General features: G+C 65.2%; 15 protein-coding genes. 10 read left to right on the forward strand and 5 right to left on the reverse strand.

All coding sequences use genetic code 11. The annotated features are described in order from the left end of the window. Window positions 1–112: 112 nt before the first annotated feature. Window positions 113–871: an aldolase/citrate lyase family protein gene (locus QDT69_RS25325; RefSeq protein WP_279709202.1), complete on the reverse strand. Its 759-nt coding sequence runs from the start codon at window positions 869–871 to the stop codon at window positions 113–115. Between the two features lie 559 nt (window positions 872–1,430). Here QDT69_RS25325 and QDT69_RS25330 point away from each other — a divergent pair. Then, window positions 1,431–1,781 carry a hypothetical protein gene (locus QDT69_RS25330; RefSeq protein ID WP_279709203.1) on the forward strand — a complete coding sequence of 117 codons (351 nt, stop codon included), beginning with the start codon at window positions 1,431–1,433 and terminating at the stop codon, window positions 1,779–1,781. Window positions 1,782–2,420: 639 nt separating this feature from the next. Here QDT69_RS25330 and QDT69_RS25335 read toward each other — a convergent pair. Then, window positions 2,421–3,308 (reverse strand): LysR family transcriptional regulator, encoded by an 888-nt coding sequence (locus QDT69_RS25335; RefSeq protein WP_279709204.1) that lies wholly within the window; start codon window positions 3,306–3,308, stop codon window positions 2,421–2,423. A gap of 181 nt (window positions 3,309–3,489) precedes the next feature. Here QDT69_RS25335 and QDT69_RS25340 point away from each other — a divergent pair, with 181 nt between their 5' ends. The 5 genes from QDT69_RS25340 (at window position 3,490) to QDT69_RS25360 (ending at window position 10,174) form a co-directional block, all read left to right on the forward strand. After that, the gene (locus tag QDT69_RS25340; protein WP_279709205.1) at window positions 3,490–4,461 is read left to right on the forward strand and encodes a nitronate monooxygenase family protein; all 972 of its coding nucleotides are present in this window, start codon (window positions 3,490–3,492) and stop codon (window positions 4,459–4,461) included. Then, window positions 4,439–6,007, forward strand: a complete 1,569-nt coding sequence (locus tag QDT69_RS25345) for an acyl-CoA synthetase (RefSeq protein ID WP_279709392.1) — start codon at window positions 4,439–4,441, stop codon at window positions 6,005–6,007. The genes QDT69_RS25340 and QDT69_RS25345 overlap by 23 nt, the downstream gene beginning before the upstream one ends. Window positions 6,008–6,109: 102 nt before the next feature. Next, window positions 6,110–7,195, forward strand: a complete 1,086-nt coding sequence (locus QDT69_RS25350) for a DUF2855 family protein (RefSeq protein WP_279709206.1) — start codon at window positions 6,110–6,112, stop codon at window positions 7,193–7,195. A 111-nt stretch (window positions 7,196–7,306) separates the two neighbouring features. Continuing rightward, a complete protein-coding gene (locus QDT69_RS25355) occupies window positions 7,307–9,094 on the forward strand; it encodes an NAD(P)/FAD-dependent oxidoreductase (RefSeq protein WP_279709207.1) in 1,788 nt (595 codons plus the stop codon). Window positions 9,095–9,196: 102 nt separating this feature from the next. Further along, a complete protein-coding gene (locus QDT69_RS25360; protein ID WP_279709208.1) occupies window positions 9,197–10,174 on the forward strand; it encodes a peptidyl-alpha-hydroxyglycine alpha-amidating lyase family protein in 978 nt (325 codons plus the stop codon). Window positions 10,175–10,389: 215 nt separating this feature from the next. On the opposite strand, the gene QDT69_RS25365 is transcribed toward QDT69_RS25360, so the two are convergent. Next, window positions 10,390–12,150: a chloride channel protein gene (locus QDT69_RS25365; protein WP_279709210.1), complete on the reverse strand. Its 1,761-nt coding sequence runs from the start codon at window positions 12,148–12,150 to the stop codon at window positions 10,390–10,392. Between the two features lie 190 nt (window positions 12,151–12,340). On the opposite strand from QDT69_RS25365, the gene QDT69_RS25370 reads away from it, so the two are divergent. Continuing rightward, a complete protein-coding gene (locus QDT69_RS25370) occupies window positions 12,341–12,898 on the forward strand; it encodes an HNH endonuclease (RefSeq protein ID WP_024584725.1) in 558 nt (185 codons plus the stop codon). A gap of 58 nt (window positions 12,899–12,956) precedes the next feature. Here QDT69_RS25370 and QDT69_RS25375 read toward each other — a convergent pair whose 3' ends face one another. Continuing rightward, the gene (locus QDT69_RS25375; RefSeq protein WP_279709211.1) at window positions 12,957–13,169 is read right to left on the reverse strand and encodes a hypothetical protein; all 213 of its coding nucleotides are present in this window, start codon (window positions 13,167–13,169) and stop codon (window positions 12,957–12,959) included. Window positions 13,170–13,355: 186 nt separating this feature from the next. Here QDT69_RS25375 and QDT69_RS25380 point away from each other — a divergent pair, with 186 nt between their 5' ends. After that, on the forward strand, window positions 13,356–13,499 hold the full coding sequence (locus tag QDT69_RS25380) for a hypothetical protein (RefSeq protein ID WP_279709212.1): 144 nt from the start codon (window positions 13,356–13,358) through the stop codon (window positions 13,497–13,499). Here QDT69_RS25380 and QDT69_RS25385 read toward each other — a convergent pair. Further along, on the reverse strand, window positions 13,484–13,732 hold the full coding sequence (locus QDT69_RS25385) for a hypothetical protein (RefSeq protein ID WP_279709213.1): 249 nt from the start codon (window positions 13,730–13,732) through the stop codon (window positions 13,484–13,486). The two genes, QDT69_RS25380 and QDT69_RS25385, sit on opposite strands and share 16 nt — an antisense overlap. A gap of 107 nt (window positions 13,733–13,839) precedes the next feature. Between QDT69_RS25385 and QDT69_RS25390 the strand changes: the two genes are divergently transcribed. Both QDT69_RS25390 and QDT69_RS25395 read left to right on the forward strand, forming a co-directional pair. Then, complete coding sequence (locus QDT69_RS25390) at window positions 13,840–14,868, forward strand: MFS transporter (RefSeq protein WP_279709214.1); 1,029 nt, start codon at window positions 13,840–13,842, stop codon at window positions 14,866–14,868. 89 nt (window positions 14,869–14,957) lie between these two features. Next, window positions 14,958–15,461 (forward strand): MarR family transcriptional regulator, encoded by a 504-nt coding sequence (locus QDT69_RS25395; protein WP_279709215.1) that lies wholly within the window; start codon window positions 14,958–14,960, stop codon window positions 15,459–15,461.

The raw sequence follows: 15,461 nt of genomic DNA on the forward strand, positions 1-15,461 counted from the left end.
AAGTGCGACATCCGAGCCTCGGGACCGGGTGTCCGCTGTACTCTCGGACTCGGACATTTCGGCGATGGCCCCGGAGGTCAGCAACTGGCCACAAGCGGACAAGCAGAATCCATTATGACTGCGACCAACCTGCCGCTTGTCGCACGTGCGCTTTCAGCATCATGACGTCGAACCCATACACCAGAATTCGATGACCTCGACTGAGGTTGGATTGGGTCTGCTCACGTGTGAGCGCCGCAGCACCAAGAGCGATTCCGGCTTTGAGAATTTCATTCTCGGCATGCTTGACCGCATCCAAGAGAATCGGTGCGTCGAATTTGCCGGAGACACCAAGTTCGGTCGAGAGATCGAACGTTGCGATGATCATGTAGTCAACTCCCTCAACCCTGCAGATATCTTCAATGTTATCGACGGCGGCTCTGGTCTCGATCAAGAGACCGCACACGGTCTCGTGGCCGCGCTTGGGAAGATAGTCGAGCAACTCGACGTCCCAGCGCGAGTGTGCAATGAAGGGGCCCCAACCGCGGCGTCCATTCGGCGGATATTTTGTCAGTGCCACACATTCGGCAGCATCTTCCGCCGTCCGGATTAATGGGAACATGATGCCCTCTGCACCGGCATCGAGAGCCGGTTTGACGAACGCTTCGTCGCGCTTTGCAACGCGAACCCACGGTGAGCAGGCTGTGCCCGCGGTTGCAGCAATCATGGCATGTACATTTTCGATGCTAATAGATCCATGCTCCTGATCTACGACCAGCCAATCGGCACCGGCCGCTGCGAGTGCTTGCGTTACAACGGGGGAAGGGATGAGGCACAAATACCCCCCCAGTGGCTCCTTACTCTTGTGGATGCGTTCCTTGATGCTGACCATGACCGTGCTCCTTCAACATCCGAAGTGTTGGCGACGCTGGAATGAGTCTGCGCCTTGGCCTGCCCCAAGCCGAGGAGAGGACATCATAACGGCTCAACCCACCATCGGATAGGATAGGAAGCGGCTTCGAGCGCACTTCCATTGAGTGCGCCCAATGCCCGCTATGGGTCCAGAACCAGACGTTCCAGTCCTGCGCGGCGGCCAAGCGATCGTCCGCTCGCCAGAGCGCCGGGAGCGGCCCCTTTGCGGGCGGGCGAGATCGAAGCGACGACTGACTGCACGAGGGCAGTCATTCTCGTCGCCGATTTGGGGAGGCGCAGCAAACGCCTCTCGTCGGAAAAGCACATGCACTCATTGGCGAACGATTGAGGATCAGGAAAGGTGACCGTTCATCCGTGTTAGGGCGATGGGCGGCCAGAGAGTCACTTCAACGCACAATCGCCCCGCCCTGCAGCGAGGCCACCCGAAGCTCGGCATAGGGTCTCCTCCTGGGTAACGCCTGTCTCCACCGCACGAGATCGGTCGGGAACTTTCACTGTGCGACGACTTCAAGCGGACCATGATCGTCGCAGTGGTCGCCATGCTGGTGGTGCAGTCGGCCGTCCACCAGGTAGTCGATATGGTCACCATGCGGAACGGCCTCGTGCCCGCAGCCCACGCCGTGGACATGGCCAGCCTCATGGCCCTTGGGCTCGCTCTTGGGCGTGCATCGATCTGGATTGATCTCACTCACCTCGATCACGTGCTCATCGGTGTCATCGCCGTGCGCATGGTGAAGATGGCCGTCGTGGAGATAGTCAATATGGTCACCGTGGCGCACAGCGGTATGGCCACAGCCTGGGCCATGATGATGAGGGTGCTGTGCTTGGGTCAGATGCTGGGGCTCCGCCATGGCCTTGGTCTCCTGTGAATGTTGCGTTGGAGGGCATGCGTCCTCGGGAAAGAACTGCGCCAAGTTCCTCTCTCGATGGCACGTCGGATCGGCGGCAGACTTTGACACAGACGCAGACCCTCTTGAAACTCTCCCACCGGCACCGCTGTTCCATTTCGCACGTTTTTCTCCTGACGAAGCCGCGGGGCAAGCGGCTGGTGGCGGCGGGTTCCATGGCCGCTGGACGACGTCGAGCTTCATCGCGGCTTTGTGCATCGGGGTCAGATCATTCGGTCCAAAATCTAAGCGGAAGGATCCCCCACGACCACGATCCAATACGACTCGCAAGTCGGAACACGGCGTGGAATCTAAAGGCGAACCAAGCTGTTGCGGACTTTTCATTGACCCGACCGGCGGCTCGGCCAGGATTGCTGTCTGGCCGACGGGGCATGTGACGGCTTTTTCGGATACGTCTGTTTCGGGACAATATGGTTCGTGGCTCGCGCTGATCGCGCTGGCGATGAACCTTGCGCTGTCCTTCAGCCACATTCACGCGATCGGCGGCGATCAGCGCCGCGCGAAGGTCCGGTCAGGGTCACAAGGCGGCATCCCTTTGGTCAGATCGCGTGGCCGCTTTATTTTCCAAAAACAGACATCTCGTATTTATGAGCATGCGTTCTATCCGCGCAGCCTGACACGGTCCTCGCGCGCGCAATCGGTGACGAAGCCGATCACGGCGCGCACCGACGGAAGCTCGACCAGATCGGGATGCGCGAGCAGCCAGAGGTCGGAGAGGCTCGAGAGCTTTTGCGGCGCGACTCGTACCAGATCGGGATAGTCGGCGCCGACCAGGCAGGACAGCGCGCAAATCCCAAGCCCGGCGCGCGCCGCCGCCAGCATGTCGCTCTGCGAGGAGCAACGCATCACCAACGTGCCCTGCCGGGTGACGACATCGCTCCAGCGCGCCAGACGCGCATTCGAGGCCTGATCGGCAAAGCCGATCACGCTGTGCCCCCGCCATTCGTCCGGCCGCTCCGGAAGCTTGCGTCCGACCGCGTAGAGCCGCGACGCATAGAAGCCGGCACCGAGCCGGCCGATCTTGCGCCCGATCAGGTTCTCGTCCCCGGCATCGACCGGGCGCAGCACGACGTCGGCCTCGCGCCGCCGAACGCTGGCCGGAAACGGGTGGGTGATGATCTCGAGCTGGATATTGGCGTGATCGCGCAGGAACGGCCCGAGCCGCGGCATCAGCCAATGCGCCGCCAGCGTCGCGCCGATCGACAGCTTCACCACGCCGCGCGCCTGCTCGCCGGTGGCGGAGGCGGCCGCCTCCGCGCGCAGCGCCGCGGCGGCCATCGCTTCGGCATGTTCACGGAACTTGCGGCCATGCGACGTCAGCGACAAACCGTCATTGGAACGGGCGAACAGCCGGGTGCCGAGCTGCTTCTCCAGCGCCGCGACGTTGCGGCCGACGGTGGGATGGCTGATGCGCAGCCGCCGCGCCGCGCCGGCGAGGCTCCGCGTCTCCGCCACCGCGACGAATGTCTTGCAAAGCTCCCAGTCCATGCGCCACCCGCCTGCGCCTAGTTCATATCTGGCCGATCAGCCGTTCAATATTGAACGCCAAGACGCGGCGGTCCAGCCTTATATTGCGGCGCGCCAGGAGAGCCGCCGCTCCGGCCATCACAACACATCGCGATCCGCTCCGGCTGCCGGCCGGGCGGTCCACCCATGGAGGATCCGAAGAATGTCGCTGCCTGCTTCGCTCGCCAACAAGCTTGAACTGCCGGTCGTCGGCTCCCCGCTGTTCATCGTCTCCGGGCCCGAGCTCGTGATCGCGCAGTGCAAGGCCGGCGTCGTCGGCTCATTTCCGGCGCTGAACGCCCGCCCGGCCGAGAAGCTCGGCGAATGGCTGACCCAAATCGAGAACGAGCTCGGCGAGTACCAGGCGCTGCATCCGGAGAAGAAGGTCGCGCCCTACGCGGTCAACCAGATCTGCCACGCCTCCAACGATCGCCTGATGCGCGACATGGAGACCTGCGTGAAGCACAAGGTGCCGATCATCATCACCTCGCTGCGCCCGCCGTCCGAGATCGTCGAGGCCGCGCATTCCTATGGCGGCGTGGTGTTCCACGACGTCATCAATGTGAAGCACGCGCGCAAGGCCGCCGAGCAGGGCGTCGACGGATTGATCCTGGTCTGCGCCGGCGCCGGCGGCCATGCCGGCACGCTGTCGCCATTCGCGCTGGTGCGCGAGGTCAAGCAATGGTTCAAGGGCACGATCCTGCTGTCGGGCGCGATCTCGGACGGCTGGAGCATCGCGTCCGCCCTCGCGCTCGGCGCCGACCTCGCCTATATCGGCACCCGCTTCATCGCCACCGAGGAAGCCAATGCCGACATCAGGTACAAGCAGGCGCTGACCGAGTTTGCCGCCCACGATATCGTCTACTCCAACCTGTTCACGGGCGTGCACGGCAATTATCTCGGACCGTCGATCGCGGCGGCGGGTCTCGATCCCGCCAACCTGCCGGTCGCCGACAAGTCCAAGATGAATTTCGGCTCCGGCGGCAACACCAAGGCCAAGGCCTGGCGCGACATCTGGGGCTCGGGCCAGGGCATCGGCCAGATCGTCGACGCCCCGCCGGTCGCCGAACTGGTGGCGCGGCTGAAGGCGGAGTACACCGAAGCCCGCAGCGATTTCCTTCGGGCCAGCGCCTGACGCTGGTCGACCGCCTGGAGAGACCGGTATGATCATCAGCGGCGACCGACAGATCAGCTACGGCGACATTCACGCCCGCATCGCGCGGGCGGCCACCGGCTTGCGCGCCCTCGGCGTGCAGGGCGGCAAGCCGGTCGGCATGATGCTGCGCAATGACTTCGCGCTGTTCGAGGTGGTCGCGGCCTCGGCCGCGCTCGGCAGCCCGGTGGTGCCGATCAACTGGCATCTGAAAGCCGACGAGGTCGCCTACATCCTCACCGACAGCGGCGCCGACACGCTGGTCTGCCACGCCGACCTGCTGCCGCAGATCCGCGACGGGTTGCCGCCTGCGATCAAGCTGCTGGTCGTGACGACGCCGCCGGAGATCGCCGCCGCCTATGGCGTGACGCCGGCGCTCACGACGGTGCCTGACGGCATGACCGACTGGGACATCTGGCGCGACACGCATCCACCGCTGGCCGACGCACCGATTGGCGCCGCGCCGATGTTCTACACCTCGGGCACGACAGGACTGCCGAAGGGCGTCAAGCGCAAGCCGATGCGGCCCGAGCAGCAGGCGGCGGCCGCCCGCGTCGGCGCCCTCACCTACGGCGTCAAACCGAACGAGGGCCAGGTGATCCTGATGAACGGCCCGATGTACCATTCGGCGCCGCACTCCTACGGCATGCTCGCGTTCCGCAGCGGCTGCGCGATCGTGCTCGAGCCACGGTTCGATCCCGAGGATCTGCTGCAACTGATCGAGCGCCACCGCGTCACCCATATGCACATGGTGCCGACCATGTTCGTGCGGCTGCTGCGCCTGCCCGAGGAGACGCGCCGCCGCTACGATTTGTCGTCGTTGCGCTTCATCGTGCACGGCGCGGCGCCCTGCCCGGTCGACGTCAAGCGCGCGATGATCGAGTGGTGGGGACCTGTGATCAACGAATATCTCGGCTCGACCGAGACCGGCATCCCGGTCTGGCATTCCTCAGCCGAGGCGCTGGCCAAGCCCGGCACCGTCGGCCGCGCCATCGAGGGCGGCATCGTCAAGACCTTCCGGCCCGACGGGACGGAGTGCGACGTCGGCGAGCCCGGTGAGATCTTCATGCGCCAGACCGCGACGTCGGATTTCGATTACCACGGCAACGCCAAGGCGCGCGCCGAGGCCGACCGCGGCGGCCTGATCAGCGTCGGCGATGTCGGCTATCTCGACGCCGACGGCTACCTGTTCCTGTGCGACCGCAAGCGCGACATGGTGATCTCGGGCGGCGTCAACATCTATCCCGCCGAGATCGAGAACACCCTGATCGGCATGGACGGCGTGCGCGACTGCGCGGTGTTCGGCGTTCCCGACGACGAATATGGCGAACGGTTGTTCGCCTGCGTCGAGCCGGAGGCGGGCAGCACGCTGTCGGTGGCGGCGATCCAGGATTTTCTGCGCGGCAAGCTCGCAAATTTCAAGGTGCCGCGCGACATCCGCTTCATGGACGCGCTGCCGCGCGAGGCCACCGGCAAGATCTTCAAGCGCAAGCTGCGCGACCTCTATCGCGAAGGACAGTTGAGCTGAACGATATGACGGTGAAGCGAACGGCGTTTGAAACTTAGTTGCTGTTGCAAACGGCCGGCAATCGACGCAACGATGCCGGCATCCTAAGCATGGATCATCGCCATGAACTCGACCGACTTCATCGTCATCCGCAACGACCTGCAGCAATGCAAGGTGATCGAGACGCAGTTGCCCGATGCCGCGGCGCTGCCGGCCGACGCGCTGCTGGTGAAGGTGACCCGCTTCGCCTTCACCGCCAACAACATCACCTATGCCGTGATCGGCGAGCAGCTGAAATACTGGCAGCTGTTCCCGGCGCCCGAGGGCTACGGCATCATCCCGGTGTGGGGGTTTGGCGAGGTGCTGGCCTCCAAGCATGCTGCTATCGCCGCCGGCGAGACGCTGTTCGGCTATTTCCCGATGGCAACGCATCTGGTGATCGAGGCGGCCGATGTCAGCAAGCGCGGCCTGCGCGACGGCGCCGCGCACCGGCAGGAGGTCTCGCCGGTCTACAACGCCTATGCCCGCGTCTCCGGCGATCCGACCTATGCCGACCGGCAGGGCGATTTCCGCGCGCTGCTGCTGCCGCTGTTCATGCTGTCGTTCCTGGTCGACGATTTCCTCGCCGAGAATGCGTTCTACGGCGCGCGTCGCGTTATCCTGTCATCGGCCTCGAGCAAGACCGCGTTCGGGCTCGCCCATCTCCTGCACAAACGGGGTATCCGGGTGATCGGGCTGACCTCCAAGAGCAATGTCGATTTCGTCAGCTCGCTCGGTTGCTATGACGAGGTCGTCACCTATGACCAGGTCACCGCGATCCCGCCAGCCGAGCCTGTGGCCTATGTCGACATGGCCGGCAACAGCGCGCTGCGCGAGGCCCTGCACCGGCACTTCGGCGATCAGATGGTGTATTCCGGCCGGGTCGGGCTGACGCACCGCGCGAGCGAGCCGGACGAGCCGACGCTGCCCGGCGCCAAGCCGGTGTGGTTCTTCGCGCCGGACCAGATCCGCAAGCGCGCCAAGGAATGGGGGCCCGGCGGCATCGATCAGCGCTTTGGCGCCGCATGGACCGAGCTCGCGCCGCATCTGCCCGATTGGCTCGATGTCGTCGAGCGGCGCGGCCCGGCCGCGGTGCGCGAGGCCTATCTCGATACCCTGCAGGGCCGCGTGCCGCCGGACCAGGGCTTGATCCTATCGCTGGCCGAATAGGCGCTATCCCGTCGCGCCCTTTCTGCGGCCTCGCGAATGGGTATAGGCTTTGCGGCAATGGGAACGCCGCCAAAAAACTGACCAAGGGCGGCCGATGACGGGAAACGCCCGATGCTCGACAAGACGGACGATATTTCGGTCGCCGCCGACAACTGGCTTGTGCAGTTCGAGGATGCGCTGGCCAGCCCCGACGATGTGCTGCTGAAGCCGCTGTTCCACCCCGACAGCTACTGGCGCGACGTGCTGGCGCTGAGCTGGAACATCCAGACCGTCAACCGCGCCTTCGCAATCATTGAGGAACTGCCCGCGCATGCCCGCCGCAGTGCCCCATACGACTTCCGCATCGATGCCGAGCGCGCGGCGCCGCGCCGGGTGACGCGCGCCGGCACCAGTTCGATCGAGGCGATCTTCAAGTTCGAGACGGCCACGGGCCGCGGCCACGGCATCGTGCGACTGATCCCCGATGCCGCCGACGACGACCGGCTGAAGGCCTGGACCTTGCTGACCGCGCTCGAGGAGCTCAGGGGTTTTGAGGAGCAGCAAGGCCAGACGCGGCCGCGTGGACAGGCCTATTCCCGCGACTTCCGCGGCCCGAATTGGCTCGACCTGCGCAAGGCGTCCAGCGAGTATGCCGGCCGCGATCCCGATGTGCTTGTGGTCGGCGGCGGACAGGCCGGGCTTGCGATCGCCGCCCGGCTGCAACAGCTCAAGCTCGACGCGCTGATCGTCGACCGCGAGGCGCGGGTCGGCGACAATTGGCGCAAGCGCTATCACGCGTTGACCCTGCACAATCAGGTGCAGGTCAATCATCTGCCCTACATGCCGTTCCCGCCGAACTGGCCGACCTACATCCCGAAGGACAAGCTCGCCAACTGGTTCGAATCCTATGTCGATGCCATGGAGCTGAACTTCTGGACCGGCACGGAATTTTTGGGCGGCAGCTATGACGATGCACAAGGACGCTGGAGCGTCGAGCTGCGCCGTGCCGACGGCACGACACGGACCATGCGGCCGCGCCACGTCGTGATGGCGACCGGCGTCAGCGGCATCCCCAATCTGCCCGACATCCCCGGCTTGCAGAATTTTTCCGGCAAGGTCATGCATTCCAGCCGCTACGAGGACGGCGAGAGCTGGACCGGCAAGCGCGCGCTGGTGATCGGCACCGGCAACAGCGGCCACGACATCGCGCAGGACCTGCACTCCTCCGGCGCCGAGGTCACGCTGGTGCAACGCTCCTCGACGCTGATCACCAATATCGAGCCGTCGGCGCAGCTGGCCTATGCCGCCTATAATGAAGGCTCGCTCGAGGACAACGACCTGATCGCGACCTCGATGCCGCTCACGCTCGCCAAGCGCAGTCACGTGCTGATGACCGAGCAGTCGAAGGAGCTCGACAAGAAGCTGCTCGAGGGTCTCGCGCGCAAGGGCTTCAAGCTCGATTTCGGCGATGGCGGCACCGGCTGGCAGTTCAAATACCTCACCCGCGGCGGCGGCTACTACTTCAACGTCGGCTGCTCCGATCTCGTCGCAAGCGGCGCAGTCGCGCTGAAGCAGTTTTCCGACATCGAGACCTTCGTGAGCGAGGGCGCGCGGCTGAAGAACGGCGAGACGGTGCAGGCCGACCTCATCGTGCTCGCGACCGGCTACCGGCCGCAGGAAGAACTGGTGAAGAGACTGTTCGGCGCGGCGATGGCGGCGCGCGTCGGCCCGATCTGGGGCTTTGGCGACGGCCAGGAGCTGCGCAACATGTACACCCGCACGCCGCAGCCCGGCCTGTGGTTCATCGCCGGCAGCCTCGCGCAATGCCGGATTAACTCGCGCTACCTCGCGCTGCAGATCAAGGCGATCGAGGAAGGCCTGCTGCCGCGCGACGTCGGGCCGGTGGCGAGGCTTTCATAACTCGCCACCGTCATTCCGGGGCGATGCGCAGCATCGAACCCGGAATCTCGAGGTTCCGGGTTCGCTCCGCGCCCCGGAACGACATCCGAGAGGAGAGACCTCATGCCAACCATCCTCGGCACCGGCGAGCACCGCTATCGCGTCGTCGAGAACTTCGCGAAACTGCCGGACGGCTGGAGCCTGACCGATGTCGCGTCCGTCGCGGTCGACAGCAAGGACCGCGTCTATGTCTTCAACCGCGGCGACCATCCGATGGTGGTGCTCGACCGCGAGGGGAACTTCATCCGGAGTTTTGGCGAAGGAGTGTTCGCCCGCGCCCACGGCCTGCACATCGACGCCGACGACAATCTCTATTGCACGGACGACGGCGACCACACCGTGCGCAAGTGCTCGACCGACGGCAAGGTGCTGCTGACGATCGGCATCCCGAACAAGCCGGCGCCGTTCATGAGCGGCGAGCCGTTCCATCGCTGCACCCATACCGCGCTGTCGCCAAAGGGCGAGATCTATGTCTCGGACGGTTACGGCAATGCCTGCGTCCACAAATACACGCCGGACGGCAGGCTGCTCAAAACCTGGGGCGAGCCCGGCACCGATCCCGGCCAGTTCAACATCGTGCACAACATCGCGACCGATGCCGACGGCTTCGTCTATGTCGCCGATCGCGAGAACCACCGCGTCCAGGTGTTCGACGGCAACGGCAAGTACGAGACGCAGTGGAACAATCTGCACCGGCCCTGCGCGCTGTGCTGCTGCGGGGGCGGCAACCAGCCGAATTTCGTGATCGGCGAGCTCGGCCCCGGCATGGCCGTCAACCGCAAGGTGCCCAATCTCGGCCCGCGGCTGTCGATCGTGGATCGCACCGGCAAGCGCATCGCCCGCCTCGGCGGCGAGCACGGCCCCGGCGTCGAGACCGGCAAATTCCTGGCGCCGCACGGCATCGCATTGGATTCGCGCGGCGACATCTATGTCGGCGAGGTCGGCGTTACCGACTGGAAGACCAGCTTTCCGGACACCGAAATGCCGGCCGCAGTGCGCGTGACGCGGTGCCTGCAGAAGCTGGAGAAGATGACGGGGTAGCCGCACCGCATCGAAACCAGACGCACCACCTTGTCACCGTCACCCTGAGGAGCGCGTAGCGCGTCTCGAAGGGTCGACGGCCCGGCCGGTGGCCGTGCATCCTTCGAGACGCGCTACGCGCTCCTCCAGCGACAAAGGCGAAGCCTTTGCGCGGGGATGACGGGACTGACGGCGCGCCGCGCAACGACGGTCACGCGGTCCTTCACCTGCCGAAATCAAATCTCCCCGATCACCTCGCGGCGGCGCTGCTCGGATTCTTCCGCGTAGCGCCGCATCGCGTGCGCTTCGGTGAGCAGGCCGATCGGCCGCCGGTCGCCTTCGCTCTCGACCACCGCGAGCGATTCCGCTTCGGCCGCGTCGAACACCGCGATCGCCTCCTGGACGTTCATGCCGGGATGCAGCACCACGTCGGCGTAGCGCAGGATGGCGACAAGCCCCTTGTCCTTCTCGAGATCCGGCGCGTGCGCTTCGGCGACCAGCGCGAGCCCGGCATAACGTCCCTCGCCGTCGACCGCGACCACCTGGGTCTTCGAGCCCGGCGGGAATTCCTCGCGGAACGCCTCGATCGGCATCGCCGCGTTCACGGTCGTCATGTCCTGCCGCATCATCTTGCCGACCGTGAGATCGCGGATCCAGCCGATATCGGCGGCGCTGCGGATGGTCTCGCCGCGCAGATGCAGCCGCCAGGTCGCGAACGAATAGCCGAACAGCTCGCGGGTGATCGTGGTCGAGATGATCACCGCGACCAGCACCGCGGTGGTGAGCCAGAGATTACCGGTGGATTCCAGCGCGATGAACGACATCGTGAGGGGACCGCCGATCACCGAGGCCGACAGCGCGCTCATGCCGATCACGGCATAGGCGTTGGGATCGAGATCGAGCCCAGGCCACACGATGTCGACGCCGGCGGCGAACAGCCGACCGCCGAGCGCGCCCATGAACAGCGTGGCGAAGAACAATCCGCCGCGGAAGCCGGAGCCGAGCGACACGATCGAAGCGAGCGCCTTCAGCGCGAACACGCCGGCGATGAAGGCGAGCGGCATCGCCACGATGCCGGCGAAGCGCAACGCGCCATGGCCCGACGACATCACCTGCGGCGTCAGCAGCGCCATCGCCCCGACCGCAAGCCCGCCGAGCGCCGGCCGCAGCGGCTGCCAGAGCCGGGTCTTGGTGAGCAGCGCCTCGCACAGCGTCACCCCGCGCATGATCGCGATCCCGGTCAAAGCGGCGACCATGCCGAGCAGCGCGGCAATCGCAAGATCCCGCCCGAGCACGTCGCCGACGGTTCCGACGCCGACCCCGAGCGGCAGCGGCTCGAAGGCATGGGCGACGAAATAGCCGGTCACGGCCGCCACGCCGACCGGAGTCAGGCTCGCCGGCGTGTAACCGCCGATCACAAGTTCGAAAGCGTAGAACGCGCCCGCGAGCGGCGCGCTGAAGGCCCCGGCGATCGCCGCCGCCGCGCCGCAGCCGACCATGATTCGCTGGTCGTTGCGGCGGAGGTGGAAGCCGCGGCCGAGCGACGCGGCGAGGCCGCTGGACAGCTGGGTGTAGCCGGCCTCGAGCCCAACCGAGCCGCCGACGCCGCTCGACCAGATCGTCTGCAGCGCCACGATCACGCTGCCGCGGAACGACATCCGGCCGCCATAAAGCGCGTTGGCCTCGATCGGGTCGATTTCCCGGGCCGGGCGGACCCTCAGCAGCAGCAGGAACGCTATACCGAGCACCAGTCCGCCGACCGTGGGAACCACGAGCGCGCGCACAGGATCGATGCTGGGCTGGCTCGACAGCCGCTCGCCCAGCGGCAGATTGAACAGCACCGAATGCAGCACCGTGACGAGGCTGCTCATCACCGCCACCACGAGGCCGCCAATGGCGCCGATCAGCACCGCCAGCACCACGAGGCTCGTCTCGTGCGCACGAACGAATGCGCGCAAGCGGCGCGGTGCCTCGAGATAGCTTGTGGTCGTGGTCATCGGCAGGGGTCCGTCACTGGCCGAGGGGCTTGCGGCTCCCTTTACGGGCCCCGCGGGCAGGAGGCAATCGGGGCAGGAACATGGCAGGGGACGGCGGATAAGCTGCTCATTGCTCTTCACAATCCCGTCACGCTGCCTGTAGTATGTGAGTGCATGCTGCTTCGCAGCTGGTGGGAGTCAGGAGCGTTATTTGAACGCACATGTCTCGCAAGGCGGTTGGCCGGTGCTGGTCTTGAATGCGGACTTCCGGCCGCTGAGTTATTACCCGCTGTCGCTCTGGTCCTGGCAGGACGCGATCAAGGCGGTGTTCCTCGATCGTGTCAACATCGTCGAATATTACGACCGGGCGGTACGAAGTCCTTCCTTCGAAATCCAGTTGCCTAGCGTCGTATCCCTGAAATCCTTCGTCAAGCCGACCACCCACCCCGCCTTCACCCGGTTCAACGTCTTCCTGCGCGACCGCTTCTCCTGTCAGTATTGTCTGTCGCCAGACGACCTCACCTTCGATCACATCATTCCGCGCAGCAAGGGTGGCCAGACCACCTGGGAGAACGTCGTCGCCGCCTGCTCGCCCTGCAATCTGCGCAAGGGCAATCTGACGCCGCAGCAGGCCAAGATGTTTCCGAAGCAGACGCCCTACGCGCCCACCGTGCATCAGCTCCACCGCAACGGCCGGCTGTTCCCGCCGAACTATCTGCACGAGAGCTGGCTCGACTATCTCTACTGGGATACTGAGCTCGATCCATAAGGCGGCGCGGACGTTCACCGAACTCAGGTGCGACCGAATACAAGCCGCAATTGTCGAGCTATGCCGGCTGCTTCGTGAGCGCCGCCTCACCTTCTTCGCGTCCGGGCACGCTGACATGAACTTCATGTCCCAGCCTGATCGCCAGCGCCGCGGCGGCAGCTGCCGCCTCGAATGCAGCTTCCTTGGTGGCGTATCCGGCATTGAGATTGCCATCGTGCAGAACGCCCCATTCCTCGCCGGCCGCGATCACCGCGTATTGAGCCAAACCCATCATGTCCTCCTTGCGCAAGACGGTGCTGCGTCACGTGCCGTTGCGCCGATATGTCTTGCGGACGACCGGCCAACGACCGGTTCGGAGCGAGGTTCCTACGCGCAACCGGCCCGGCTCCGGCACCGATTAGGAACGAAGCTGCGTCGGCGGCGTCGGACTCGAGTTGTGATGAACAGGACGCCAATCATGGTCCGAGAAGGCCCGGCCGAACCAGCGCCGGCAAACACAATTGAGACGCCCCAGGAAAGGCGGGCACGTTCCTACGGCATGATGTTCACGTCGGCGATCATCGCGCTCGTGATCATCGTCGTCGCCTACATGCTGGTGTGATAGGCACGGACCGGCGCTAGCCGGGCCGCAAGGGTGCCAGCCACGATCTCCGTTTCGAGAATCGTGCCGACGGCCGCCATGCGTATCGCGGCACTGCCGGTTGCGCAAAAATATCCGTCCACCACCGCTTCGTTCCGCGGTCCCGCGCGTTCATGGAACATGCCCGATCGCAAAGCGAAAACGTCTTCTGCGCCTGCGCGCCTGTGGCCGCTGCTGGCTGTGAACTTCTTCATGGCAGACATGCAGTCCGGGATTGGACCGTTCGTCGGGGTCTTCCTTCAGCTGCATGGCTGGACCAGCGGCCTGATCGGGACCGCTAACGCTCGGCAACGTCGCAGGCATGCTGATCACGACACCGATCGGCGGCTGCATCGATACGACGAACCACAAGCGGGCATGGGTGATCGTGCCAGGCGTCGCGGTGGTGGTGGCATCGGCCGTCATCCTGATGTCGCAAAGCTTCTGGGCCGTCGCGCTGTCCCAGGTTGCGACCTCGATCGCGGGCGCGGCGATCGTGCCGGCGGTCACCGGCATCACGCTCGGCATCGTCAGACAGCGCGGCTTCAACCGGCAGAACGGCCGCAACCAGGCCTTCAACCACGCCGGCAACATGGTTGGCGCCGCGGCATCGGGGTATCTCGGCTGGCAATACGGCTATGTGGCAGTGTTCGTGCTCGCCGCCCTGTTCGGCGCGATTACGATTGCTTGCGTCCTGATGATCCCGCCCGGCAGCATCGATCACCACGCAGCACGCGGTAAGGAAGAGGATCCGGACAGCCAGCCCAGCGGCTTCTCCGTGCTGGTCAAGCACAAGCCGCTGCTGGTGCTCGCCGTCGCACTGGCCGCGTTCCACCTCGGCAACGCGTCGATCGTACCGCTCTACGGCCTTGCCGCCGTCGCAGGCAATCATGCCAACGGTCCGAGTTTCGTCGCGACCACGATCGTGGTGGCGCAGGCGGTGATGGTCCTCGCGTCGATCGCGGGGATGCGCGCAGCCGAGCGCCGCAACTATTGGTCGGTCCTGCTGCTGTCGTTTCTGGCGCTACCGGTGCGCGGCGTACTTGCCTTCTTCCTCTCTGGCTGGTGGGGCGTCCTGCCGGTACAGATCCTCGACGGCATCGGCGCCGGCCTGCAAAGCGTGGCCGTGCCGGGAATGGTCGCGCGATCACTGAACGGAACCGGCCGCGTCAATCTCGGGCAAGGCGCGGTCATTACCGTTCAGGGCATCGGCGCCTCGCTCAGCCCTGCGCTCGGCGGCTGGATCGCGCAATGGGTCGGCTACGGTCCGGTCTTCCTGGTGCTCGGCGGATTGGGGCTTGTGTCGGTCGCACTCTGGATCGTCTTCCGGTCGACGGTGCAGGAATTCTGACATCCTCCGTGATCGCATATGCGTGATCATCCGCGATGTTCGGCGGTATATCATTGCATCCTAATAGTTTGTATCCTATCTAATTCCCGATGCCTCCGTCGCAATCCCATATCCACGCCGAGATCGGCCGCCTGATCACCAGGCTCGCCCGCATCTGGCGTCGCGAGTCGGATCAGGCGCTGTCCGATCACGGCCTGTCCTACGCCACGGCGATCCCGCTGCTGGTGCTGTCGCGGCAGGGCGAGAACGTGCGCCAGGGCGTGCTCGCCGACGAATTGGGGATCGAGGGGCCTTCGCTGGTCCGGCTGATCGATCTGCTCGAATCCGAAGGTCTGGTCGAGCGCCGCGAGGACCCGACCGACCGGCGCGCCAAGACGCTGCATCTCACGGTTTCAGGCGAAGCCAAGGTCGAGGAGACCAACCGGGTGCTGCGCCGCGTGCGCGCAAGCCTGCTGAAGGATATCGGCAGCGAGGAACTTGCGGTAACCTTCGAGACGCTCCAGCGCATCGAGCAGCGCGCGAGCCGCCTGCAGGACGCCAAGAGTGTTCATGGCAAGACTGCTGCAGACAAGACTGCTGCAGAGGCGAGATAG

Origin of the sequence: Bradyrhizobium sp. CER78 (assembly GCF_029846235.1) — a bacterium.
Classification (GTDB): domain Bacteria; phylum Pseudomonadota; class Alphaproteobacteria; order Rhizobiales; family Xanthobacteraceae; genus Bradyrhizobium.

Coding starts and splice junctions, on each gene's coding strand:
- QDT69_RS25325 (WP_279709202.1), bottom strand. CDS start 871: ATGGTCAGCATCAAGGAACGCATCCACAAGAGTAAGGAGCCACTGGGG.
- QDT69_RS25330 (WP_279709203.1), top strand. CDS start 1,431: ATGATCGTCGCAGTGGTCGCCATGCTGGTGGTGCAGTCGGCCGTCCAC.
- QDT69_RS25335 (WP_279709204.1), bottom strand. CDS start 3,308: ATGGACTGGGAGCTTTGCAAGACATTCGTCGCGGTGGCGGAGACGCGG.
- QDT69_RS25340 (WP_279709205.1), top strand. CDS start 3,490: ATGTCGCTGCCTGCTTCGCTCGCCAACAAGCTTGAACTGCCGGTCGTC.
- QDT69_RS25350 (WP_279709206.1), top strand. CDS start 6,110: ATGAACTCGACCGACTTCATCGTCATCCGCAACGACCTGCAGCAATGC.
- QDT69_RS25355 (WP_279709207.1), top strand. CDS start 7,307: ATGCTCGACAAGACGGACGATATTTCGGTCGCCGCCGACAACTGGCTT.
- QDT69_RS25360 (WP_279709208.1), top strand. CDS start 9,197: ATGCCAACCATCCTCGGCACCGGCGAGCACCGCTATCGCGTCGTCGAG.
- QDT69_RS25365 (WP_279709210.1), bottom strand. CDS start 12,150: ATGACCACGACCACAAGCTATCTCGAGGCACCGCGCCGCTTGCGCGCA.
- QDT69_RS25375 (WP_279709211.1), bottom strand. CDS start 13,169: ATGGGTTTGGCTCAATACGCGGTGATCGCGGCCGGCGAGGAATGGGGC.
- QDT69_RS25380 (WP_279709212.1), top strand. CDS start 13,356: ATGGTCCGAGAAGGCCCGGCCGAACCAGCGCCGGCAAACACAATTGAG.
- QDT69_RS25385 (WP_279709213.1), bottom strand. CDS start 13,732: ATGAAGAAGTTCACAGCCAGCAGCGGCCACAGGCGCGCAGGCGCAGAA.
- QDT69_RS25390 (WP_279709214.1), top strand. CDS start 13,840: ATGCTGATCACGACACCGATCGGCGGCTGCATCGATACGACGAACCAC.
- QDT69_RS25395 (WP_279709215.1), top strand. CDS start 14,958: ATGCCTCCGTCGCAATCCCATATCCACGCCGAGATCGGCCGCCTGATC.